Source organism: Reyranella sp., from assembly GCF_036558665.1.
Taxonomy (GTDB): domain Bacteria; phylum Pseudomonadota; class Alphaproteobacteria; order Reyranellales; family Reyranellaceae; genus Reyranella.
In genome coordinates this window covers 1-23,791 of sequence record NZ_DATBFE010000065.1, presented here as the reverse complement: position 1 = coordinate 23,791, position 23,791 = coordinate 1, and the positions used below count along the sequence as shown (strand labels likewise).

Annotated in this window: 20 protein-coding genes and 1 other RNA gene; 12 read left to right on the top strand and 9 right to left on the bottom strand. The window is 65.4% G+C overall.

What is annotated here, in order from left to right; all coding sequences use genetic code 11:
• Window positions 1-76 precede the first annotated feature (76 nt).
• The 6 genes from VH499_RS09725 to VH499_RS09700 all read right to left on the bottom strand — a co-directional run bounded on the left by VH499_RS09725 (window position 77) and on the right by VH499_RS09700 (window position 9,237).
• Window positions 77-1,192 carry an FUSC family protein gene (locus VH499_RS09725; protein ID WP_332052519.1) on the bottom strand — a complete coding sequence of 372 codons (1,116 nt, stop codon included), beginning with the start codon at window positions 1,190-1,192 and terminating at the stop codon, window positions 77-79.
• 23 nt (window positions 1,193-1,215) lie between these two features.
• Window positions 1,216-2,214, bottom strand: coding sequence for an HlyD family secretion protein (locus VH499_RS09720; RefSeq protein ID WP_332052518.1), 999 nt, complete (start codon window positions 2,212-2,214; stop codon window positions 1,216-1,218).
• 71 nt (window positions 2,215-2,285) lie between these two features.
• On the bottom strand, window positions 2,286-4,343 hold the full coding sequence (locus VH499_RS09715) for an LPD1 domain-containing protein (protein ID WP_332052517.1): 2,058 nt from the start codon (window positions 4,341-4,343) through the stop codon (window positions 2,286-2,288).
• A 284-nt stretch (window positions 4,344-4,627) separates the two neighbouring features.
• On the bottom strand, window positions 4,628-5,560 hold the full coding sequence (gene nudC, locus VH499_RS09710; protein ID WP_332052516.1) for an NAD(+) diphosphatase: 933 nt from the start codon (window positions 5,558-5,560) through the stop codon (window positions 4,628-4,630).
• Between the two features lie 90 nt (window positions 5,561-5,650).
• Entirely contained in the window at window positions 5,651-8,572 is a 2,922-nt protein-coding gene (locus tag VH499_RS09705; protein WP_332052515.1) for an FAD-binding and (Fe-S)-binding domain-containing protein, read from the bottom strand.
• Window positions 8,572-9,237 carry a GntR family transcriptional regulator gene (locus VH499_RS09700; protein ID WP_332052514.1) on the bottom strand — a complete coding sequence of 222 codons (666 nt, stop codon included), beginning with the start codon at window positions 9,235-9,237 and terminating at the stop codon, window positions 8,572-8,574. The genes VH499_RS09705 and VH499_RS09700 overlap by 1 nt, the downstream gene beginning before the upstream one ends.
• 65 nt (window positions 9,238-9,302) lie before the next feature.
• On the opposite strand from VH499_RS09700, the gene VH499_RS09695 reads away from it, so the two are divergent.
• The 4 genes from VH499_RS09695 to VH499_RS09680 all read left to right on the top strand — a co-directional run bounded on the left by VH499_RS09695 (window position 9,303) and on the right by VH499_RS09680 (window position 14,510).
• Window positions 9,303-10,505: a pyridoxal-phosphate-dependent aminotransferase family protein gene (locus tag VH499_RS09695; protein WP_332052513.1), complete on the top strand. Its 1,203-nt coding sequence runs from the start codon at window positions 9,303-9,305 to the stop codon at window positions 10,503-10,505.
• Window positions 10,506-10,583: 78 nt separating this feature from the next.
• On the top strand, window positions 10,584-12,347 hold the full coding sequence (locus tag VH499_RS09690; protein ID WP_332052512.1) for an iron ABC transporter permease: 1,764 nt from the start codon (window positions 10,584-10,586) through the stop codon (window positions 12,345-12,347).
• A gap of 31 nt (window positions 12,348-12,378) precedes the next feature.
• Window positions 12,379-13,410, top strand: coding sequence for an extracellular solute-binding protein (locus tag VH499_RS09685; protein WP_332052511.1), 1,032 nt, complete (start codon window positions 12,379-12,381; stop codon window positions 13,408-13,410).
• Window positions 13,407-14,510 (top strand): ABC transporter ATP-binding protein, encoded by a 1,104-nt coding sequence (locus VH499_RS09680; protein WP_332052510.1) that lies wholly within the window; start codon window positions 13,407-13,409, stop codon window positions 14,508-14,510. The genes VH499_RS09685 and VH499_RS09680 overlap by 4 nt, the downstream gene beginning before the upstream one ends.
• On the opposite strand, the gene VH499_RS09675 is transcribed toward VH499_RS09680, so the two are convergent.
• Window positions 14,507-15,622, bottom strand: a complete 1,116-nt coding sequence (locus VH499_RS09675) for an NAD(P)/FAD-dependent oxidoreductase (protein WP_332052509.1) — start codon at window positions 15,620-15,622, stop codon at window positions 14,507-14,509. The two genes, VH499_RS09680 and VH499_RS09675, sit on opposite strands and share 4 nt — an antisense overlap.
• Before the next feature lie 194 nt (window positions 15,623-15,816).
• Here VH499_RS09675 and VH499_RS09670 point away from each other — a divergent pair, with 194 nt between their 5' ends.
• On the top strand, window positions 15,817-16,797 hold the full coding sequence (locus tag VH499_RS09670; protein WP_332052508.1) for a Gfo/Idh/MocA family oxidoreductase: 981 nt from the start codon (window positions 15,817-15,819) through the stop codon (window positions 16,795-16,797).
• Here VH499_RS09670 and VH499_RS09665 read toward each other — a convergent pair.
• Window positions 16,794-17,414, bottom strand: a complete 621-nt coding sequence (locus VH499_RS09665; RefSeq protein ID WP_332052507.1) for a TetR/AcrR family transcriptional regulator — start codon at window positions 17,412-17,414, stop codon at window positions 16,794-16,796. The two genes, VH499_RS09670 and VH499_RS09665, sit on opposite strands and share 4 nt — an antisense overlap.
• A 2-nt stretch (window positions 17,415-17,416) precedes the next feature.
• Window positions 17,417-18,592, bottom strand: a complete 1,176-nt coding sequence (locus VH499_RS09660) for an acyl-CoA dehydrogenase family protein (protein WP_332052506.1) — start codon at window positions 18,590-18,592, stop codon at window positions 17,417-17,419.
• Window positions 18,593-18,776: 184 nt separating this feature from the next.
• On the opposite strand from VH499_RS09660, the gene ffs reads away from it, so the two are divergent.
• The 7 genes from ffs to VH499_RS09625 form a co-directional block, all read left to right on the top strand.
• Window positions 18,777-18,871, top strand: an RNA gene (ffs, locus tag VH499_RS09655) — signal recognition particle sRNA small type.
• Window positions 18,872-18,963: 92 nt separating this feature from the next.
• The gene (locus VH499_RS09650; RefSeq protein WP_332052505.1) at window positions 18,964-20,736 is read left to right on the top strand and encodes a DNA polymerase III subunit gamma/tau; all 1,773 of its coding nucleotides are present in this window, start codon (window positions 18,964-18,966) and stop codon (window positions 20,734-20,736) included.
• Window positions 20,736-21,065 carry a YbaB/EbfC family nucleoid-associated protein gene (locus VH499_RS09645; protein WP_332052504.1) on the top strand — a complete coding sequence of 110 codons (330 nt, stop codon included), beginning with the start codon at window positions 20,736-20,738 and terminating at the stop codon, window positions 21,063-21,065. Before VH499_RS09650 ends, VH499_RS09645 begins: the two co-directional genes overlap by 1 nt.
• Before the next feature lie 88 nt (window positions 21,066-21,153).
• Window positions 21,154-21,747, top strand: a complete 594-nt coding sequence (recR, locus tag VH499_RS09640; RefSeq protein ID WP_332052576.1) for a recombination mediator RecR — start codon at window positions 21,154-21,156, stop codon at window positions 21,745-21,747.
• Window positions 21,748-21,757: 10 nt separating this feature from the next.
• Window positions 21,758-22,360, top strand: a complete 603-nt coding sequence (locus VH499_RS09635; RefSeq protein WP_332052503.1) for a DUF4126 domain-containing protein — start codon at window positions 21,758-21,760, stop codon at window positions 22,358-22,360.
• A 57-nt stretch (window positions 22,361-22,417) separates the two neighbouring features.
• Window positions 22,418-23,152, top strand: a complete 735-nt coding sequence (locus tag VH499_RS09630) for an arginyltransferase (RefSeq protein WP_332052502.1) — start codon at window positions 22,418-22,420, stop codon at window positions 23,150-23,152.
• A 153-nt stretch (window positions 23,153-23,305) separates the two neighbouring features.
• The coding region (locus tag VH499_RS09625) for a TRAP transporter small permease subunit (protein ID WP_332052501.1) at window positions 23,306-23,791 on the top strand (486 nt) is incomplete at its 3' end.

Sequence of the window (23,791 nt, the reverse complement as noted above, 5' to 3'; positions counted from 1 at the left end):
CTCGCATGAACAAGCGTGCAGAGCGTCGATGGCTCGTCGTGATGTGCATGGGTCACATGATGCACGGCCAGCCGGTTCACTTCCCGGAATTCCGCTCTGGCGTGAGTACCGGATCGCTTGGCCAAAGCAGCAGCGACACGATCAGCAAGATGCCAAGACCGCCGGTAATTCCCGCAAATCGATCAATTCCCGGCATGATGCTGGCCGGCGGCCGGCTGCCTTGGATCAGCGTGATGATGAAAACGATCCCCGCCTGGGTACCGACATAACCGACTCCACGCTTGCTGGTCTGGATGTGCATGCACATCCAGATCCCGCCGCCGATCATCGTCAACCACCAGCAAAACGATGTGACCGACAATGCAAGACAGAGCAACGCTGCAACGCCCCCCAGCAGGCATCCGAGGATACGGTGAAGTGCACGCTCCGCGACCTGATGACGTGTTGAAAGACCTGTATCGGCGACAACGGGAGCTGCCATCACCGCCGCGACCGTGATCGCCATCTGACTTACGTCCGGCAGGTCGATCCAGATCCAGGCATAGAGGACGACGACGACACAGATCGCAGCTCGCATACCATGCAACAGAGCCGGCCATTGTGCGCCGAGCAAGTGGCGCCATCCCGGCATCGGCGCCGGCGGGTCGGCATGCCAGTCCTCAAGGACATTGGCGACGACCATTGCCGCGGTAACGCCGATGGCCACCTCGAACACGCGGTAGAACGCCACGATCGGCACCTGCAGTGGGTCGTTCAGGCCCATCAGCAGGACCAGGCTCGAGGTGATCGCAGCGAACAGCCAAGCCAGTCCATGCGGGCTGACTTGCATGCCGATCACGCCCAGCATCGTCATGGCGCCGAGATAAAGGCTGAGGGCGAAATGGTCGTATGGCAGCCATCGCGCCGCGACGAAGCCCAGGCCCGCGCCACACACCGTCCCTACGAGGCGCAGAATGCCTCGGCGAACCGATGCGGCGCCCGTCGACATGATCGCCATGAATCCGCTGATGGCGGCCCACCACACGGATTCGACCTGGAACAGCAACGCGAGAGACGTGGCCAAGGGCACCACAAGTGCCGCAACGATGCACTGGCGGGCCCGGCTCCGGTCCTCACCCAGCTCTTCGATCTCTCGCCAAAGCCCGGCAAACGTCCGGTCGATCACGCGCACGGCTTCGGCGAAATCCGCCATCGCGGATTTGACGACGGACTCCCTCACGGGAAGATCACCGTGCGAGCATCGGCCCCCATGTAGAGCTTCAAATCCGGTGGCGGATCTTCGAGCACGATCGTCACCGGGATGCGGCGCTGCAGCCGGATCCAGTCAGTGGTCGGCGCGACATAGGGGAGTAGCTTCTCGGACCCCTGCTCTCGGCTGAAGCCGCGGGCGATCCCGGTGATCCTGGCGCGATGGAGGTGCCAGGGCTGGCTATCGAGCCATACCCACGCCGTGCCTCCGACAGTGAAGGATCGGATGTAGTCTTGCTTGTAGTTGGCCATGATACGCCACGCGCCCCCGTCGACGATGCCGATGATCGGAACGTTGGCGTTCGCCATGTCGCCCGCCCGCAGGGTGAGATTGGTGATCGATCCGTCGGCTGGTGATGACACTTCGGTCTTGCTGCGGCGCCATTGCGCGGTTGCCATCTCGGCCATCGCGAGATTGAGGGCTGCCCGGTAGGCCACGATGCTGCTCTGCGCCTTCTCGATGGCGAGCTGGGAAACCCTCATCTCGGCGGTCGTTCGGCGCAATTCGTCGTTGGCCTTGTCGAGCTCGGCACGCGGCGCATACGCACTCCTTGCGAGGTCGGCGTAGCGGCGCTGCTCTTCCTGCGCATAGGTGTGAGCCGAAGTCGATGCTGCGAGTGCCGCTTCGGCGGAGGCCAGCTCCTCCTGAGAAACCTTCAGAAGCGCCTTCTGCTCGTCGATCTGCGCCTGACGCTGGTTGACGACAAGCTGAAACGGCTCGGGATCGATGGTGAAGAGCTTGTCGCCCTTCTTGACATCCTGGTTGTCGACGACGTGCACCTGGACGATCCGACCCGTTACCTCCGAAGCAACCGAGACAAGATCAGATCGCACATAGGCGTCGTCGGTGTAGGCCACGAAGCAGACGAAGATCTGGTAGAGCGCGAACACGCCGAGGATTGCGCCGCCAACGATCGCGAGTCGCCGCAACCTTGTCGGGCCTTGGTCGGCCTTCGGATCCGACACGACGGCCTGCGGCTCCAACGGTGCCACAGCCGGTGCTGACGCCCGATCGGCTTTGGACGGCTCAGGTTCGGTCACGTCGGGCGGCATCGCGCAAACTTCCGCTCCGGTGCGGCCGCGTGCGAGCACCCGGCGGCCGAGGTCGTGCGCCCAAGTCTGCCGCCTTCACCAGCGTAGCCTGGGGCCTGAGGGGCAGAATAGTGCTCGCGCGAACGGCCGGCAACGGCAGCGGTGGTGGTTCGACACCGAGTCCCGCGCGGCATTCCACGCCCAGCACGGCTCGAGGAGAAGGGCCGGGCATGCGCCGTGCAGTCCGCATCGCCCGACGCGATGATGCGCTCGGCCTGCTCCGGCTCGGGGATGATGCCGACCGCCCAGGTCTTGACCCCGGCTTCCTTGCGGGTACGCGCCGCCAACGGGATCTGGCCGTTCGGCAGCTGATAGTCGAAGTCGACGGTGCCGCGGTTGAGCTGCTTCAGCGACGCGATGTCCTCGTTCGAGAACAGGTTCTCGCGGTCCTCGGCCTTCAGGCGATCGGCGCGGTTGGCCGCCACCCACCACAGGAAGTCGTCCGCGTCGCCATGCAGCGGGGGGATCAGCAGGTGCTCGACACCGCCGTTGGCCCGGTCGATGTCGTAGGCGTGGCCGTTGAAGCGGAGCGTGCCGACCTTCATGAACTGCTCGATCGCGCCGTTCGAGGAGTTGGCGAGCCTGAGCGCCATGTAGCCCTCGGGGTCGTCCGCCTTGACGCCGATATAGGGATCGAGGGTCTCGCGTAAGAGCTTCTTGCCGAGATCCTGGCGCACCGCGGCGACGCGCTGGCCAAGCGTCACCGGCTCGACGGCGCGGCCGACATTCTCGAAGGCCTTGCGCTGCTCGGGGGTATACCGGCGGTTCGGGTTCTCGCCGGTCAGGCGGGGCGAGAAGGCGGCGCCCCCGGAAAGGGGCAGAAGGGCACTTGACCTGCCGTCGGCGCGGACTACTTTCAAGTCATCCCCGCCGTCGCTTCGGGCGTAAAGGCCAAGGCTGGTGAGTATATCCTCAGCACGCGTCCCGGCGGGGTACCTCCGAAAGCTGAGTGCCGCCAATTCCTGTCGCCTCGACCGGCGTTCCTCGAGATAGAACATCGAACCGTCATCGAGCCGCTTGAGGTAGCCGATGGCATCAAGGCCGCGTCCGCTCCTCCCTCCGAACACCAGATAATCCGGACCAGCAAGGATCTCTGGAATGCGACGCAGGTCGTCCGGCGTAACCGGTACCTGGCCGCGCGATTTCTCGATAGCCTGGTCGGCATGCCTTCTGAAGATGTGCCTGATGGCTGACGCGTCTACCGCATGGCGATAGCCCACAATATCGAGCCCAGCCTCGCGGGCGCGCACAGCAAGCCAAGGCGTCACGCCGCCGATCGGCTCCGCGCGACCGCTGACGGCGCCACGCTTCACATCCTGAACAACCCTGTCGATCGCCTGGCGAGCAGACTCGAAGTCTTTGGGGGACAGTCGCGGCGAGAACAGCACCGGCCGGCCGCCTTCGCCCTCGCGCGTCGCCATCGTCGCGAACAAGTGATCGAAGGCGGCGTTGATCGCCGGCCGTTCCGCGGCGGGATAGGGATTGCCCTTGTAGCCCGTGGCGTAGCGCTCCGGCTCGACGCCCTGCACGAGGTAGTCGCTCTTCCTGCCTTCGGCCTTGATCCTGTCGAAGACATAGGACTCGAAGGCCCGCGCGAACATCTCGGTCGGCCGCGACCAGTAGCCGGACGGGCCCGCCTTGCCGGAGAGCTTGTTGGCTTCGGTGGAGTACGACGACTGGACCTTGGCAGCGAGATAGGGCTTGCTCTCGTCGCGCAACTCGGCCAGCCGGCGCTGCGCCGCCTCGAGGATGCGCTGCCTGTGCTCGATCCAGTCCTGGCTTTGCTTCACGAACCTGGCGTCGTCGCTCCTGGCCATCCGCTCGCGCTGCCGGTCGATGGCGGCCTGCTCGTTCTCGACCCGCAGCTCGGCATCCCGCACCGCCTCGGCGCGCGGCTTCTCGCGCCTGAAGATCGCCTCCATGACCCGGTCGAAGGCCTGCGCCATCTCGGCCCGCAGGTTGGACCGCCGAGCTTCATTTGCGGCATCCAGCCCCTGATCCATTCGATGATCGGTCGCAGCGCGGCCTCGTTGTCGTCGCTGTAGATTCCGAGGCATCCCTGAGTGATGCGACCCGCGCGTTCGATATGCGAGGCTTCGAAGCAAAGAAGGCCTGCGCCCGACATCGACAGCTTGCCGTAGTGGACCTGATGCCAGCCCTGTGCGCTGCCATCGACCGCCGAGTGCTGGCACATCGGCGAGACGGCGATTCAGTTGGGCAAGCTGATGCCGCCAAGGTCCATCGGCGTGAAGAGCTTGGCGGTCATTTCCGCTCCTGTTCGAAGCGATCAGCCCGCGATGGAAGGGCCGGCCTCGTGCCCCAGCCATTCCTCGATCAGCCGGCGGGCGATCGAATCGCGCCGCGGCATGAAGAATGATCCGTCCTTCGGCAGGTTCTCGGGCCGCAGTTCCTCGCGACTCATCCAACGGGCGGTGTCGAGCTCGTCCTTGTTGACCTCGAATTCGAGCGAAGCCGCCTCGGCATGGAAGCCGATCATGACCGAGGCGGGAAATGGCCAGGGTTGCGATGAGCGGTAGGTCACGTTCCGCACGTGCACCCGCACCTCTTCGTAGACTTCCCGCGTGACGGCATCCTCGAAACTCTCGCCCGGCTCGACGAACCCCGCCAGCGTGGAATGCATGCCGCGCGGGAACTGCTTGCCGCGCCCCAGCAGGCATTTGTCGCCGTGATGCACCAGCATGATGACGGCGGGGTCGGTGCGCGGAAAATGCTCGGTCTTGCAGTCCTCGTTCGTGCAGACTCGCACATGGCCGGCACGGATCACCCTGGTGGGAGCACCGCAGACACCGCAGTAGCGATGGCGGCGATGCCAATACGTCATGCCACGGGCATAGGCCAGGATGGAGCCTTCACGCGCGAACAGCAGCGCGCCGACCTGCCGCAGATCGACGAATTCGCCCAGTTCGCGGAGCGGCGTCTCCTTGCCGCTGACGTCGACGGCAAAATAGGGCGTGCCTTCGACATAGCCCAGGAAGATGTGGTGGTCCGCCGCGCTCACCACGGCTCGCGCCATCATGCCGTGCAGGAACACCGCCTCCGGATTGCCGCCCGCCTTGGTGATCAGGTTCCGTTCGGTGTCGATCGGCACGAACCGCGCGGCGCCCGACGAGGCGAGCTCGATCATCCTCTCCTCGTTCTCTCGCTCATGGCTCGCGCGGTCGATCTCCGCGCTCGAATAGGGATTTCGCGGCCTCTGCATGCGGCGCGGACCGTGCCACAGCAGGGTCCGGGCTGCAATCGCGATGCCCAAACAGGCGTCGCAATAGACCGCGCTCGGGACGGCGGAAGCTCAGGCCAGCGCTTTTTCCAGCACCTGCGCGACGTGCATCGCCTGTCGGTTCGTGCCATCGGCGATCTGGTGGCGGCAGGAGGTGCCGTCGGCGACGATGAGCGTGTCCGCACCAGCCTTGCGTACAGCCGGCAGCAGCGAGAGTTCGGCCATGGCGATCGAGGTCTCGTAGTGCTCGGCCTCGTAGCCGAAGCTGCCGGCCATACCGCAGCAACTCGACTCGATCGGCTTGACGGCAAGGTCCGGCACCAGCGCGAGCACTTCCATGACCGCGCTCATCGCACCGAATGCCTTCTGATGGCAGTGGCCATGCAGCAGCGCGGTTCTTTCCGGAAGCGCCTTGAGGGAAAGCGTCAGGCGGCCGGCCTTCGCTTCGCGCGCCAAGAATTCCTCGAACAAGAAGGCGTTGCTCGCCACGGCCGCCGCAGGCTCGCCGAGAGCCAGTCCGAGGAATTCATCGCGCAGCGTGAAGAGGCAGGACGGCTCGAGGCCGACGACCGGTACGCCGCGAGCAAGGAACGGCGACAGCGCGTCGAGGAGTCGCGCGGCCTCGTCGCGCGCCCTGTCGACCTGGCCGGTGGCGAGATAGGTGCGCCCGCAGCAGAGCGCGCGCGAGCCAAGCTCCGGCCACGCGACGGCGACACGATGCCCGGCCGCTTGCAATACGGCGCGCGCCGCGTGCAGGATTTCGGGTTCGAAATTGTTGGAGAAGGTGTCGGCGAAAATCACCACCGTGGCATCCTGGGCATCGACATCCGTCGTCGCGAGGAACGTATCGCGCCGCCACCTGGGCAAAGCCCTCTGCTTTGCAAAGCCGATCCACGGCTGGATGAAAGCCGCGAGGTTGAAGACCTCGGGCAGGCGCCGGGCCCATGGCGCCATTGCCGGCAGGTCGCCGATCAGCTTGTCGCGCAGGCTCAGCCCCTTGCTCATGCGCCGTGCCGACTTCACCTCGATCTTCATGCGCGCCATGTCGACGCCGGTGGGGCAGTCGCGCTTGCAGCCTTTGCAACTCACACAGAGATCGAGCGCAGCGGCAACCGCATCCGACGTCAGCGCCTCGGGCCCGAGCTGCCCGGACAGCGCGAGCCGCAGGGTATTGGCCCGGCCGCGGGTAAGATGGATCTCGTCGCGCGTCACCCGGAAGGAGGGGCACATGGTCCCCGCATCGAACTTCCGGCAATGGCCGTTGTTGTTACACATCTCGACGGCCTTGGCGAAACCACCAGCCGGATCGCCGCCGCTGCCGGCTGGCGTGAGCGCCTCGGTACGCGGATCGTTTTGGACGTTCCACGCCGACCAGTCGAGAACCGGTTTGTAATCGACGGCCCGATAGTCGGGCTTGAAGCGGAACAGCGTGCGATCGTCCATGGGCGACGGCCGCACGATCTTGCCCGGGTTCAGGCGGTTCTCGGGATCGAACAGTTCTTTGATCGCCTCGAAGGCCCTGGTGAGTCGCGGGCCGAACTGCCACGCCACCCACTCCGAGCGCACCAGCCCGTCGCCATGCTCGCCCGAATAGGCGCCCTTGTATTCCCGTACAAACGCGGAGGCCTCCTCGGCAATCGCGCGCATCTTCGCGGCGCCCTCCCGGCGCATGTCGAGAATCGGCCGCACATGCAGAGTGCCGACGCTCGCATGCGCGTACCAGGTGCCCCGCGTGCCGTGCTTCTCGAAGACCTCCGTGAGGCGCTGCGTGTAATCCGCCAGGTGCTCGAGCGGCACCGCGCAATCCTCGATGAAGGAGACCGGCTTTCCGTCGCCCTTCATCGACATCATGATGTTGAGGCCGGCCTTGCGGACTTCCCACAGCGCCTGTTGCGGACCCGGCTCGGGCATCTCGACGACGCTACCCGGCAGGCCAAGATCGCCCATCAGCCCAACGAGGCGCTTGAGGTCGCGGAGCTGCGGCTCCCGCTCCTCGCCCGCGAACTCGACCAGCAGGATCGCCTCGGGTGCTGCGATAAGCGCCGCCTCGATGACCGGTCGGAACGCCGGGTTGGCGCGCGCCAACTCGATCATCGTGCGGTCGACCAGCTCTACAGCCGCGGGCTTCAAATTGACGATGTGCTGGGCGCTGTCCATCGCCTTGTAGAAGCTCGGGAAGTTCACGACGCCCAACGCCTTATACCTGGGCAGGGGCGAGAGCTTCAGGGTCAGGCGCTCGGTCACGGCAAGCGTGCCTTCGCTGCCGACAAGCAGGTGGGCGAGGTTCACGGAGTTGTCGGTGGTGTATGGCCGCTGCGACTGCGGGAAGAAAATATCGAGGTTGTAGCCGCCGACGCGGCGCAGCACCTTGGGATACATGCGCTCGATTTCGTCACGTTCGGCGATGGCGAGGGCCGCCATCTTGTCGGCGATAACCCGCACCGCCGGCTGCATGTCCTCCGGCCGCCTGGCATCGAAGCGCGCACGCGACCCGTCGGCCAGGATCGCGTCGATGGCGGCAACGTTGTGCACCATGTTGCCATACCGGATCGAGCGGCTGCCGCACGAATTGTTGCCGGCCATGCCGCCCAGCGTGCACTGCGCCGAGGTCGAGACATCGACGGGATACCAGAGGCCGTGCGGCTTCAGCCACGCATTGAGCTGATCGAGCACGACCCCCGGCTGCACCGTGACCTCGGCCCGATCCTTGTCGAAGCCCACGACATCGCGCATGTGCTTCGAGAAATCGACCACCAGTGCTTCGCCTACCGTCTGACCGCACTGCGAGGTGCCGGCGCCGCGCGCCAGGATCGCGGCCTTGGCGTCGCGCGCGACGTCGAGAGCCAAGCCAAGGTCGGTCTCGTCGTGCGGCACGACGACGCCGATTGGCTCGATCTGATAGATCGAGGCATCGGTGGAGTAGCGGCCACGCGAGGCGCGATCGAACAGGACGTCACCTTTGATCGTGCGGCGCAGGGTTTGCTCGAGCGACATCACGCGGCTTCCATGGTTTCCAGCACCGCCCGCAGCTTCGCTTTCAAATGCCGCACCAGGATCTCGCGCAACCGCGGGCCGTCGCGTTCAGCCAGAGCCTCGACCATGTCGCGGTGCTCCGCCACCGCCAGATCCCACTTGGCACGTACGAGATTGGAGCGGAAACGCAACGCATGCAGACGCGTATTCAAGGTGCGGAAAGTCTGGGTCAGGATCGGATTGCCGGCGAGGGCGTTGATGCGCTCGTGGATCGTGCGGTTGACACGATAGTAGGTCGGAAGATCGTGCTGGCCATGCGCCTTCTCCATCTCGGCCTGCAGGTCGCGCAGCTCGACGAGATCTCTCTCCGTCACGCGTTCCGCGGCAAGCTCGCCTGACAATCCTTCAAGCGAGGCCATCACCTCGAAGGCATGCCGCACATCGTCGGCCGACAAGGTCACGACCTGGGCGCCGCGATTGGGCAACTGCACCAGGAGCCCGTCCGCCGCCAACATCCGGAACGCCTCGCGCAGCGGCGTCCGGGACACGCCGAGGCGCTCGCTGAGCTCGCGCTCGTTCAGGCGTGCCCCGGGTGCGAGTTCGCCTTCAATGATGAGGGTGCGCAACCGTTCGGCCGCCGCCTCGGGCAGCGTCAATCGGGCAATCTGGAAATTCGATCCATCCATGGCTGGACTCAGTTTGGCATGTTGTATACAAAATGCAACCGTGCTCTTTGCGCGGAGGTAGGCCAATGCGTCTCAATTCACATCCCAGCGGGCGACACTTCCTGCAAATCCCCGGCCCGACCAATGTGCCGGACCGCATTCTTCGCGCGATGGATCACCCCACGATCGATCACCGCGGACCGGAGTTCAATGCGCTGGCCAAAAAGGTGCTTCGCAGCGTTCGGCAGGTCTTCCAGACAAAGCAGCCGGTGATCGTCTACCCCGCATCCGGCACCGGAGCTTGGGAAGCGGCGCTCGTGAACACCCTGTCCCCGGGGGATTTGGTGCTGATGTGGGAGACCGGGCACTTCGCTTCCTTGTGGAAGAAGATGGCCGATAAGCTTGGCATCAAATCAGAGTTCCTGGGAGGCGACTGGCGCAAGCCGGCCGATCCGGCGACCATCGAGAACCGCCTGAAGGAAGATTCGGGGCACGCCATCAAGGCGGTCTGCATCGTCCACAACGAGACCTCCACCGGAGTGGTCAGCGACGTGAGTGCCATTCGTCGGGCAATCGACGCTGTCAGGCATCCGGCCCTCCTCCTGGTCGACACGATCTCGTCGCTCGGTTCGATCGACTATCGTCACGACGCCTGGGGCGTCGACGTCACGGTCGCGGGCTCGCAGAAGGGCCTGATGTTGCCGCCCGGGCTCTCCTTCAATGCGGTGAGCGAGAAGGCGGTCGCCGCTTCCAAGACGTCGCGGATGGGCAAGTCGTTCTGGAGCTGGGACGAAATGCTGGCGGCCAATGCCAACGGCTGGTTCCCCTACACGCCCGCCACCAACCTGCTCTATGGCCTGAACGAGGCCTGCGACATGCTGCTGGAGGAAGGCCTGGACGCAGTATTCGCCCGCCATGCCCGCCATGCAGAGGCGACACGAACAGCGGTGAAGGCCTGGGGACTCGAGATCCTGTGCAGCGATCGCAAAGCCTATTCAGGCTCATTGACGGCAATCGTAATGCCCGAGGGTCACGATGCCGATGCCTTCCGCAGGGTGGCGCTCGAGAACTTCAACCTGTCGCTCGGTCAGGGCCTCACGAAGGTCGCGGGCAAGGTATTCCGCATCGGCCACCTCGGCGACTTCAACGACCTGATGCTGATGGGCACACTCTGCGGCGTCGAGATGGCCCTGGGTTTGGCGAACGTGCCCCACAAGGCAGGCGGCGTGCAGGCTGCGCTTGCGCATCTTCGCGATACGGCGCCGGGTGCATCGCGCAGCAAGGCGTAGCGTCACAACGGCCGATCGGCTACGGTGCATAGGCAATGAAGGCCGCGAACGCGCGGGTGATCGGGAGGGAGTGAGCGTTTGACGGCAACGAATGCTGCCGCCTTGCCTGCGACCGAAAGGGCCGAGCGACCGACTGGCTGGCTGGCCGCGCCCCTGTGGGTCGGCGCGCTGCTGATCGTATTGGCCTTCCTGGTGGTCTACCCGCTGGCGATGCTGGTCTTCGGCGCGTTGACGGATTCCAATCCCGTGGTCGACGGTTTTGGCAAGTTCCGTCCGTCCATCGCCCGCTTCCTCGAGGTGCTGGGCAACGAGAACGTCCATCTTGCCTTCTTCAACGCGCTGGTCGCCTGCGGCGGCGGCACCGCACTCGCCGTGCTGATCGGGCTGTTCTTCTCATGGATCGTCGTGCGCACCGACACGCCCGGCCGACGCTTCATCGCGGGGGCCAGCATGGTCCCGCTGTTCGTGCCGCCGCTCGTTGCCGGCGTCGCCTGGAGCATTCTCGGCTCGCCCAAGACCGGGCTTCTGAACACGACGCTGAAGTGGATGGGCATCGACTTCCGCTTCGACTTCTACTCGATGTCGGGGCTGATCCTGGTCTTCGGAATCTACTACGCGCCCTATGTCTACATGTTCACCGCGTCAGCCCTGCGCAACATGGATCCGAGCCTCGAAGAGGCATCGGAAGTCTCGGGCGCCTCCGCCTTCACGACGCTCTTCACCGTCACCTTTCCGCTGATCGCGCCCGCCATCCTTGCCGGTACGCTGCTTTCGTTCGTCGTGATGCTCGGCATCTACGGCGTCCCGGCGGCACTAGGCGCGCCCGCCAATATCAACGTGCTCACGACCTACATCTTCAAACTCACCGCCTGGAGCCCGCCGCTCTACAACACCGCTGCCGCCGTGGCGATCTTGCTGATGTTCGTTACTGCCGTCATGGTGTGGGCACAGCAGAAGATCCTGACCGGCAAGAGTTTCGCCACGGTCGCCGGCAAGGCGTTCCGTCCACGCAGCCTCAACCTTGGACCATGGCGCTGGTTTACCTTCGGCCTCGCCCTCTTCTACCTGTTCGTCGTCGTCGTGCTGCCGACGATCGCGCTGGTGATCGCGGCGTTTCGCAAGTTCCTGTTCTTCAAGGACTTCGCGGCGCTGTTCGACATGAAGGCCTACAGCCTCGTCCACTTCAATGCGGTGTTCGACAATCCGCTCACCATGCTGTCGATCTGGAACACGCTGAAGGTCGGGGTGATCACGGCGCTGGTCGGCGGCGCTCTCGCCTTCGCTATCGGCTATACGGTGAACAGGACCCAGGTTCCCGGCCGCCGGCTGATCGACCTACTGGCAACGGTGCCCGTCGCCATTCCCGGACTCGTCGTCGGCGTCGCCTATCTGTGGGCCTGGATCGGCTTGCCCGGCGGCCTTTACGGCACGATCTGGATCCTCGCACTGGCCTTCGTCGCCCGTTTCATGCCGGACACGGTGAAGGCGCTCTCGACCTCGTTCCTGCAGATCCACAGAGAACTCGAGGAGGCCGCGTGGATCTGCGGCCGCGGCCTGCTCGGAACGATCGGCACCATCGTGCTGCCTCTGGCGCGACCGGGTGTGGTCGCCGCGATGACCCTGCTCTTCGTGCTGGCGATTCGCGAACTCGGCTCGTCCCTCTTTCTCTACACCAGCGACACCACGGTGATGGCCGTGCTGTTGCTCGACTACTACGAGGGTGGAAATACCGGCAAGACTGCGGCTTTCAGCCTGGTGCAGACCGTCATTCTCGCGGTGCTGCTGGGCTTTACCAACTGGCTGTCGCGCGGCTCCGCCCAGGGCAGCGCGCGCGTCGGTTGAGCAAACGACGACTACAGGAGGACCAAGCGTCATGAAGCGTAGAGCGATGATGACCGGAGCGGCGGGCCTTGCCGCAGCGAGCCTCGTTGGCCTGCCGGCGAAGGCGGAGGATACGTTCGGCCCCAAGGAACTGATCGATGCGGCAGAGAAGGAAGGTGGCCTTACCTACTACACCGCCAATTTCGCCGAGACGGAGCAAGAGGTCATCAAGGCCTTCAACAAGCGCTTTCCCAAGATCAAGGTATCGATGGTGCGCGCGCCCGGCGGCCAGCTCATCACCCGGATCAAGACCGAGGCGGCGGCCGGCAAGCTCGCGGCCGACGTCATCAATCATTCCGACCGCGGCCTGATGCTGGAGCTCGCGGATCTCTTCCAGGATTACGCACCGCCGAATGCGGCGGACTATCGTCCGGATGCGCTGGTTTCGCCGAAGCTATGGCCGGGCGTCACGCTCGGCTGGGCGATCGCCTACAACACACAGCTCGTGAAGAATGCACCCAAGAGCTGGGCTGATCTTTTGAAGCCCGAATACAAGGACAAGCAGATCGGCCAGGTCGTCGGTCCCTCGGGCGGCACGACCTGGACGCGCATCATGTTCGAGCGCCAGGTGCTGGGCGAAGACTACTGGAAGAAGCAGGCCGTGCTCGGCATCGCCCTCTTCCCGTCGGGCGCTCCGACCTCCGACTCGCTGGTGCGCGGCGAGATCGCTATCGCGCCGCTGCTCTACAATATCATCTACACCAAGATCATCGAAGGCGCGCCGGCGGAGGCGATCTTCGCACCCGAAGGCGTGCCGATCATCCCCTACGCCGACGGCATCCCCAAGACGTCGAAGAGCCCGAATGCCGCCAGGCTGTTCATGAACTGGCGGCTGTCGAAGGAAGGTCAAGCCTTCCAGATCGAGAAGCTCGGCAACATCACCTCGATGAAGGAGCCGCCGGCCTTTCCGAAAGGATGGGATCCAAAGGTCGTCAAAGTCTGGGTGCCCAAGTTCGACGAATTCGAGAAACTCCGCGCGTCGTGGCTGGAGGAGTGGAACAAGACCTACGGATATCGCCAGTGAGCGCCGCGCTCAGCATCGAGCACCTCAGCAAGCGTTTCGGGGTCGGCCGTCCGGCCGTGAACGGCGTGAGCTTCGACGTGCCTGCCGGCGAGATCGTCGTGCTGCTCGGTCCCTCAGGCTGCGGCAAGACCACGACCTTGCGCTGCGTCGCCGGGCTCGAGCATCCGACGGGCGGCCGCATCTCGATCGGCAGTCGCGTGGTCTCCGAGCCCGAACGCGGGGTGCTCGTCGGTCCGCGCGAGCGCGATATCGGCATGGTGTTCCAGTCCTATGCCGTGTGGCCCCACATGACGGTGCGCCAGAACGTGGCCTATCCGCTGAAGCATCGCCGCAACGGGGGCGGCGGGGACATAAACGTCAAAGTGAAGGAGACGCTCGACCTCGTCGGCCTCGGCGACTATGCCGACCGACCGGTCGTGTCGTTGTCGGGTGGCCAGATGCAGCGCGTCGCGCTCGCGCGCAGCCTTGTCTACCGCCCGCAACTGCTGCTGCTCGACGAGCCGCTCTCCAACCTGGACGCCAAGCTGCGCATCCGCCTGCGCGACGAGCTGCGCCGCATCCTGAAACAGACCGGCATGACGGGCCTCTATGTGACGCACGACCAAGCCGAGGCCGTCGTGCTGGGTGACCGCATCGGCGTGATGCGCGACGGTGACCTGCTTCAGATGGCGCCGCCCGGCGAGATCTACAACAGGCCGGCCGACGCCTTCGTCGCCAACTTCACGGGCGCCTCGAACGTGCTGCTGGGCAAGGTGCTGGAGCGCAGCGGCGACACGGCGACTGTCGATCTCGGAGCGGCGGGCCGCATCGAGGCCTGGACGCCGCAACCGCTTGCGGCGGGAGACCGGGCGCGAGTCGCGCTCCGGGCCGAGAACGTCCGCCTGGGCGAACGCGCCGGCCGCAATGTCTTCTCGGGACGGGTGCTCGAGCGACGCTACCAGGGCACGCAGACCGTGTACGATCTGGATGTCGGCGGCCACCGGTTGGAGGCGCTGGAACTCGGCACGGCCGCGCGTCACGACGCCAATGCCGAAATCGCCCTCACCCTGCCACCCGAAATGTGCTGGGCGTATCGCGACGAAGGCCTGAGCTTCGACTAGCGGGCGCGCGGCGTCATTCGTCCGCGGCGGATCGCATCGGCGACCTGCAACGCTTCGCGTGAGATCTCCCGAAGCAGACCGGTCACGGGATTTTTGAACCCCACGAAGTGCATCGTGGGATCGGCGCTTTGTCCGCCTGGCCGGCTGTCAGCTTCGAGGAAGTTTCGATAGTTCGGCCGGTAGCCGGTCGCGAAGATGATGGTATCGAACCGACCTTGCTGCCCTCCCTCGAACAAGACGCCGTCAGCAAGGATAGTCGAGATACCCGGGGTAATCTTGATCGCCCCTTCTGCGATCTTTTGCACCGTGCCGACATCGAGTACTGGAATTTTGGCGGAGCGGGCAATCTGGAGCAGGATGCCTTCCTTTGGACGCCTGAGGCCGTGTTTCGAAGGATAGCCAAGCGCGAAATCGAGAATGAAGGGGAAGATTGCGTCGTTGACGCTCACGGGAAACACCTTGCTCGCGAGCGTTGCAGCGACCTGGATCGGGATGCCGAAAAGATCGCGGGGAGCGATGTGGACGCCGTTGCGCAAGGAAATGGTCGTGCGCGCGCCATTCTCGCAGAGGTCGAGCGCAAGCTCGGCGCCCGTGTTGCCCATGCCGACGACCAGCACGGACTGGCCGGCAAACGGCCGGGCGTTCACATAGTCGGCGCTGTGCAGGATCTTCCCGCCGAATGCCTCCATCCCGGGGATAGCGGGCATCACCGGCTCGGCGTTGAAGCCCGAAGCAATCACCACATGGGTCGCACTGATCGAAGAAGACGCGCCTTCGATCGCCCAGTCGTCTCCTTCGCGCCGGATCGACCGAACCGCGTCGCCGAACCGAGGCTTTAGGGCAAAAGTCGCGGCATAGGTCTCCAGGTACTCGATCACCAGATTTCGCGGGACATAGCGCGGATAGGCAGCCGGAAACGAAACATAAGGCAGCGACGATAGCTGCTTGACCGTGTGCAAATGCAGGCGATCGTAGTGCCGCCGCCACGATGACCCGACCTCTCGGTTCCTCTCGAGGATGATGAAATCGAAGCCGGCATTGCGCAGGCAGGCGCCGACCGCGAGGCCGGCAGGCCCTGCCCCGACGATGGCAACGTCCGTGTGCTCGGCCACCTGTCCCTCCGATGCTTCCAATTCAGACGACCCGGGAGAGGATCTTCTTCCCGGCAACGAAAGTTGAGCAATATCGAACAACGCGGAACCATGTCTCCACAAGTGGCGGCATCGCCAAGTGGCAGACCAGCGGCCACAATACCCTTCCCGGCCGAGCTTTCGATGCGCTCGGGAAGGTATAGGCGAGGAAGGCGATGGAACCTCGGAAGACGCGGCTGGGCATTCTCGGGGCTGGCACGATGGCCGCGACGCATGCCGTGGCCTATGCCGCAATGGCAGATGTCGAGGTCGTCGGGGTCTCTGCGCGTGACGTCGGGAAAGCCGCAGCCGTCGCTGGCGCCTGCAACGCCACGCCTGCTGCCGACGCCTGCGCGCTGATCGCGGACGCCGGGCTCGACGCGATCGACATCTGCCTGCCCTCAGCGATCCATCCGCAGTTCGTGATCGCCGCGCTCGAACGCGGCAAGCACGTCTTCTGCGAGACGCCGATGGCGCTCACGCTGGACGAAGCAACCGCGATGAGAGATGCCGCACGCAAGGCAGGTCGCCTGCTGCAGGTCGGGTTGCTCATGCGTTCGATCGGCGCCTACCGGCATCTGAAAGCCGCGGTGGCAGCGGGCACTCATGGACGACTGCTCAGCCTCTCGACCTGGCGACTGGGTTCCTACCTGCGGCCAGGCGCTCCTGACCACAAGGCTCACTACGGCGATCCGACGACAGAGCTGATGACGTTCGACTTCGATGTCGCCAATTGGCTGATGGGCCGGCCGGCCAGACTTGCGGCCAGCGGCAACGGCGAGATCAGCGCGCTCCTGAGCTATGCCGACGGATGCAGCGCCACCGTGGTCGCAAGCGGCCTGATGCCGGCGGGCGCGCCGTTTCGAGTGGGCTTCCGCGCCCTGTTCGAGCAGGCAGTACTCGAGCTCGAAACCGTGTTCGAGGAAGGACCGCCGCGAAATACCTTTACGATCGCCTCCGGCGGGAGCGCATCTCGTCCCGTCCCGCTGCCGCCTCTCAATCCCTACGAAGTCGAATTGCGGCACTTCATCGATTGCGTTCGCGGCGAGGCCGATCCGGCCCTGCTCGACGCCGAGCATGCCATTGCGGCACTCGTCCTTTCGCTCGCGACACAGCGCGCGCTGGCGACCGGAAAGCAAGTCGATCTTGGCGCCTAGGCCTTCGTGCGGAGAAACGATATCTCTGCGAGATCGAACATCGCCGCGCCTCGTTCGACCAGATCATAGGGTCGGTCGTACAGCAGCCACACCGCGGTGAGCTGGCAGAGGCCGCCCATCAGCAGCGACATGGCAAGGTACGGGTCGAGATCCTTGCGGTATTCGCCCGAGGCGACAGCGCCGCGGACCAACCCGACGTAGTGCAGGCCGTAGCGATCGACGGCCTTGCGGATACGCGCCCGGCTGACGGCGGCGCTGGGCCAGATCTCGAGAAAGAAGACGCGCCCCCAATCGGGATTGGCGCGGACGTAGTCCAGGTTGGCGAGAAAGCTCGCGCGAAGCCGTTGGTGCGGGCTGCATCTGTCTTCGGCGGAACCAGCCGTGAGCCGCTCGTAGAGCGCCTGGTAGTTGTCCTCGGGCACGGCGGCCACCAGGTCCTGCTTGTCTTCGAAATAGTCGTAGAGGCTGGACAGAGGCACACGCGCCAGTCTCGCCACATCGGTAAGCGAGGTCCGGGCGATGCCGCGCCGGCCGAAGAGCCGTGTAGCCGCCGCGACGATCCGCTCGCGCCGCTCGCGGCTGCGCTGTTGCTTCAGCTTCAACCTGGGCGGTTTCATGATCAGAGCGCCGCATTGCGGCGGTCGGCCTCGCGGACGAGATCGCGCGCCACGATCCGGCGCATCATCTCGGAGCTGCCGTCGAGGATCTTCACCACGCGCGTCTCACGCCAGATGCGCTCGATCGGCAGGTCCTTGGAGTAGCCCGCGCCTCCGAAGATCTGCAGCGTTGCATCGGCCACGCGGTGGACCATGTCGGCGCCGATCAGCTTGGAGGTTGCGGCGGCACGCGTGCGCTCGCCCGGGCCGCCATGGTCGTAGCGCCAGGCGGCCTCGTAGGCCACGAGCCGCGCGGCATGCACCGCGGCCGCCATGTCGGCCAGCATCCATTCGATGCCCTGGTGCTCGCGCAGACGCCGGCCGAAAGTTTCGCGCGCCGAGGCGCGCTCGACGGCGAGGTCGAGCAGCCGTTGGGCAGCGCCGACGCAATAGGCGCCCCAGTGGGTGCGGCCCGCATCGAGGCAATGCATGGCGAGCGCAAAGCCTGTCCCTTCCCTGCCAAGTTGGTTCTCGGCCGGCACGCAACAGCGGTCGAGAATCAGCTCGGCGTGCGCCGCGCCGCGACCCGCCGCCATTTCGACGATGCGGCCGATCCTGAGGCCCGGCGTGCCAGCCTCGACGAGGAACGCCGAAATGCCCTTGGCACCCCGCGCCGGATCGAGCGTAGCGAAAATCGTGAAAACGCCGGCGACCGGTGCGTTGGTGATGTAGGTTTTGGCGCCCTCGAGCACATAATGTCCCGTGCCATCGCGCCGCGCAGTGGTCGTGATCGCGGCGGCATCGGAGCCGGCCCCGGTCTCGGTCAGCGCGAAGGCCGCGATGGTGCGGCCCGACGCCAGCTCCGGCAGCCAGCGCCGCTTCAGCGCCTCGCTGCCCGCGAGCTCGATCGGCTTGGACCCGATATGCACATTGACGCCACTCAAAAAGTAGAAGGCTACATGCGCCTTGGCCAATTCCTCGATGGCGAGGCAGCTCCCCAGCATCGAAAGGCCGAGGCCGCCATAGGTCTTGGCTGTATGGGTGCCGAACAGACCCATGCGTCGCAGCCCTTCCATCGCGCGCTCCGGCACCTGACCGGTTGCCTCGACCGCCGCATCGAGCGGCTGAAGCTCGTCGCGCACGAAGCGCCGGACCCGTTCCTGGAAGCGTACGAGCTCAGGTGGCAGCATGAAATCCATTGCAGCCTCCGAAAATCGAATAATCTTCGAAATCTTCGCCGCCGATCCGCCCGGGTCAACTTCGATTTTCCGGTCACGCGGGAAAAGGCGGGAGAATACAAGCAGAAGAACGCCGCGAAACGGATCCGGATCGGCCGCCATCTGGCTCTTGCACTCGCCGCCGGGACGGCTGATATAAGCCCCCGAGGGGTCGGTGTGGGCGGAGCAGTCGCCAACCCGGTCAGATCCGGAAGGAAGCAGCCGTAACGAATTCGCTTCGGGTCATGCCGGTCCCTCACCCGTCACCCAGCGCGCGCCGTCGCAGGGCCGGGGCGGCCAGGCGCGAAGACCGCCGGGCGCTGAAGGGCCGCGGCGCATCCAGGGTGAGCGCCATGGCGAAAGCCACCACAGCCGCCGGGGAACAGCTCCCCTACCGCGTCCTCGCCCGCAAATACCGTCCCGTCGATTTCACTACCTTGGTCGGTCAGGAAGCCATGGTGCGCACCCTGCGCAACGCCATCGCGTCCGGCCGCATCGCGCACGCCTTCATGCTCACAGGGGTGCGGGGCGTGGGCAAGACCACGACCGCCCGCATCATTGCCCGGGCCTTGAACTGCGTCGGCGCCGACGGCAAGGGCGGGCCGACCATAGATCCCTGCGGAGCGTGCGAACGTTGCATCGCCATCACTGAAGATCGTGATGTCGATGTCATCGAGATGGACGCGGCCTCACGCACCGGCGTGGGTGATGCCCGCGAGTTGATCGAGGGCGTCCGCTATCGCCCGGTCTCGGCGCGGTACAAGGTCTACATCATCGACGAAGTGCACATGCTGTCGACGGCGGCATTCAACGCGCTCCTGAAGACGCTCGAAGAGCCGCCGCCGCATGTCAAGTTCCTGTTCGCCACCACCGAGATCCGCAAGGTGCCGGTGACGGTGCTGTCGCGCTGCCAGCGCTTCGACCTGAAGCGCGTTCCACAGGACGTGTTGACCGCGCATTTCGCGAGGATCGCCGAGGCGGAGAAGGTCGACATCTCGCCCGAGGCACTGGCGCTGCTGGCGCGCGCTGCCGACGGTTCGGTGCGCGACGGACTTTCCATGCTCGACCAGGCGATCGCCCATGGCGGCGGCGTGGTCGATGCCAACCAGATCCGCGACATGCTGGGGCTCGCCGACCGCAACGGCGTGCTCGACCTGTTCGAGAAGACGATGCGCGGCGACGCGGCGGCCGTCGTCGCAGCGCTGGGCGAGATGCATGACTCGGGCGCCGATCCGGTGGTGATTCTGCAGGATCTGCTGGATATCACCCATTGGGTGACCCGGCTCAAGGCGGCGCCCGAGGCAGGCGCCAATTCCGCCGATAGCGAGCACGCCCAGGGACTCGCAATGGCGCAGAAGCTGTCGATGGCCTCGCTCACCCGCGCCTGGACGCTGCTGATGAAAGGGCTGCAGGAGACACTTGCCGCACCTTCGCCCGCGCGCGCGGCCGAAATGGCGTTGATCCGGCTGTGCTACGCCGCGGACCTGCCTTCGCCGTCCGATGCCCTCAAGGCGCTGCAGAATGGCGGCAGCGTGCTGGCCAGCATCACAAACGGCGCCGGCGTGGCCGCGCCGCGCCCCGGCAGCGGCGGTGGCGCCACGGCGGCACGCGCTGCCGCGCCGGTGCCGGCGGTCGCGGCTCAGTCCGCGCCGGCAATGCCCGCTCCCGGGACTTTCACCGAGGTGGTGGCGCTCCTCGAGAGCAAACGCGAGGCACGGCTCGTGCACCACATGATGCATCACGTGCACGAGGTGCGCTGCGAGCCGGGCTTGATCGAGTTCCGGCCCGAGCCCAACGCCCCCAAGGATCTCGCGGCCAGGCTCAGCGAGTTCCTGGGCAATAGCACCGGCCGGCGCTGGATCGCGTCGGTGTCGCGCGACGAGGGCAAACCGACGCTTGCGGCCCAGAAAGCAGCCCGCGGCGATGCGCTCCGGAGCCAAGCCGAGAACAACGCGATCGTGCAGGCGATTCTCCGGACCTTCCCGGGCGCCAAGCTCGAAACGGTGCGGCGCAAGGGCGAGGAATCCTCGCTCGTCGCCGGCCTGCACGCACCTGTCGCGGATGACGAGCCGCCACCGGCGGAGGAATATCCGGCCGACGACGGCATTCCGGAAAGCGAGTACTGATGTTCGACAAGCTCAAGGACCTTGGCGGCCTGATGCAGCAGGCCCAGCAGATGCAGCAGAAGGTTCAGGAGCTGCAGGCGCAGCTCGAGCGTATGGAGATCGTGGGTTCCTCCGGCGCCGGCCTGGTGAAGGTTACCGTCAACGGCAAGAACGAGACGCGCCGGGTCGAGATCGATCCTTCCCTGTTCAAGCCAGAGGAAAAGGGCGTGGTCGAGGACCTGATCGTCGCCGCCGCCAACGACGCACACGGCAAGGTCGAGCAGACCGTCCAGGAGCAGATGCGCTCCATCACCGGGGGCCTCCCCCTGCCTCCGGGATTCAAGCTGTAACTTGCATGTTCTCGCCAATGCTTTTCATGGGAGCGGGCCACTTCAACGGCGCTCATGATGCGTCCCTGGAGTGGCGCGCTCCGCCGACATGAACGGGCCGGAGATCGAGCGGTTGATCCAGCTCCTGGGACGGCTGCCGGGGCTGGGGCCCCGTTCGGCGCGGCGGGTGGCTCTGCATCTTCTGAAGAAGCGCGAGGTGCTGATGCAGCCTCTGAGCGCGGCGCTGGCGGATGCGGCGCGGGCGATCAAGCCTTGCTCGGTTTGCCGTAACCTCGATACCGTCGATCCCTGCTCGATCTGTGCCGACCCGCGTCGCGATGCGGGCTTGATCTGCGTCGTCGAGGATGTCGGCGATCTCTGGGCGATGGAGCGCGGCAGGATCTTCACCGGCCTCTATCACGTGCTGGGCGGTACGCTTTCGGCACTCGACGGCATCGGTCCGGACGAACTCAATATCGGCGGCCTCCTGCGACGAGTGCGGGGAGGCGGGATCCGCGAGATCATCGTTGCCACCAACGCGACCGTCGACGGCCAGACCACGGCCCACTATCTCGCCGAGCGGCTGGCCAGTACGAACGTACCACTTACGCGCCTCGCGCATGGCGTCCCGGTGGGCGGCGAGCTCGACTGGCTCGACGATGGCACGCTTGCGACCGCGCTGAAGGCTCGGCGGGCGCTTTAGCCCAGATGGCATGAGTGGCGACACGCTCCTTGCTCTGGCAGTCGCGCTCGGCGCGGGCTGGGCGAGCGGCCTCAATCCTTACGCCGCGGTCCTCGTCCTGGGCAGTGCACAGAGGCTTGGTCTGGTCACCCTGCCGCCCGACCTGCAGGCGCTTGGCTCGCCTTGGGTACTGAGCGTCGCGGCGCTGCTCTTCGCCCTGAACTTTCTCGCCGACAAGATCCCGGTCGTCGACAGCTTGAACGACGTGCTGCACACCTTCGTGCGCGTGCCGGTGGGCGTCCTCCTCGCCTACGGCGCGGCCGACCAGCTCGGCCCGGAGGCCGCCGTCGTCGCCGCCCTGCTGGGAGGAACGCTGGCGGCCGGTACCCATGTCGCCAAGACCGGCTCGCGCGCGCTGGTCAACACGTCGCCCGAGCCGTTCAGCAACATCGCCGCGTCACTCGGCACAGACGGTCTGGTATTCGGGGGACTGGCGCTCGCCATCCTCCATCCTGTTGCATTTCTGTGCCTCCTGGCGGCCTTCGTCGTGGGGCTTGTCTGGCTTCTGCCCAAACTGCTCCGGCTGGCACTGCTGCCCATGCGGTGGCTCCTCGGAGGCCGATCGCGGGGATGAAATGACAGTCTAACTGCTTTCCTTCGCAGCCGATCGCGCTACACTCCCCGGGCGACCATGTTCATCCGTCAGAATATCCAGACCCTGCGGTTCTTCCGCACCACGCCGGCGATGCGTTGCCCCTATCTGCCGCATCGGCTGGAGACCAAGCTCGTCACCGAGCTCAGCGGTCCGGACGCCATCCCCCAGCATGATACGCTGACCGACGCCGGTTTCCGCCGCTCGCACCATTTCGTCTACAAGCCGCTGTGTGACGGCTGCCGTTCCTGCGTGCCGGTGCGCATCCGCGTCCGTGACTTTGAGCCGAACCGGGCCCAGCGCCGAATCCTGCGCCGCAACGAGCACGTTCACGCCACCGAGACCCAGGCGCTGGCGACCGGCGAGCAGTATGCCCTGTTTTCCCGCTACGTCATGGCTCGCCATCACGACGGGGACATGGCCGACATGGATTTCGACGACTATCGGGCGATGGTCGAGGAAAGCCCGGTCGATACCGCGATCGTTGAATTCCGCGACGATTCGGCGGAGGGCCGGCTGGTAGGGGCATGCCTGGTCGACTGGCTGTCGAGCGGAGTGTCCGCCGTCTACAGCTACTTCGATCCCCAAAATCCGCGGCGGGGGCTCGGGACCTACATGATCCTGTGGCTGACCGATGCAGCAGCCCGCCGGGGCCTTCCCTACGTCTATCTCGGCTACTGGATCGCAGATTCCAGCAAGATGGCCTACAAGCGCTTCTTCCGGCCACTCGAGTTCTTCGGGCCCGAAGGCTGGATGGAGCTGCCCGGCGCCTAGCCAAATATCGCAGGGTGGATCGACTTGACGCACCTCTGCCCCTCTCACGAGTGCGCGAGACCCTAGCGTGGCCGCAAGGACCACGTTATGAGAGCCCTGCCTCGGGGGGCGAAACGAGGCTCAAAAGAACGAAGAATGCATTCGGGGAGAGGGATGCGCTTTCTGCTCAAGTTCAGCGCGATCGTCGACGTCATCAACGAAAAGATCGGGATCGTCTGCAACTGGCTGGTGCTGCTGGCCTGCCTGGTCAGCGGCGGTAATGCCATGGTGCGCTACGCCTACGACCAGAGCTCGAACGCATGGCTCGAGGTCCAGTGGTACATGTTCGCCGTCATCGTGATGTTCGGGGCAGCGTACACGCTGAAGCGCAACGAGCACGTGCGAGTCGACCTGCTCTATATGACCCTGGGTCGTCGCGGGCAGCTCTGGATCGACATCCTGGGGACACTGATTTTCCTGCTGCCCACCTGCGCCATCCTGGCCTGGCTCTCCTGGCCGTTCTTCATGCAGTCCTTCGTCATCGGCGAGCACTCCTCCAACGCCGGTGGGCTGATCCGCTGGCCGATCAAGGCCGTGCTGCCGCTGGGCTTCCTGTTCGTGGCCCTTCAGGGCGTGTCTGAACTCATCAAGCGCGTGGCC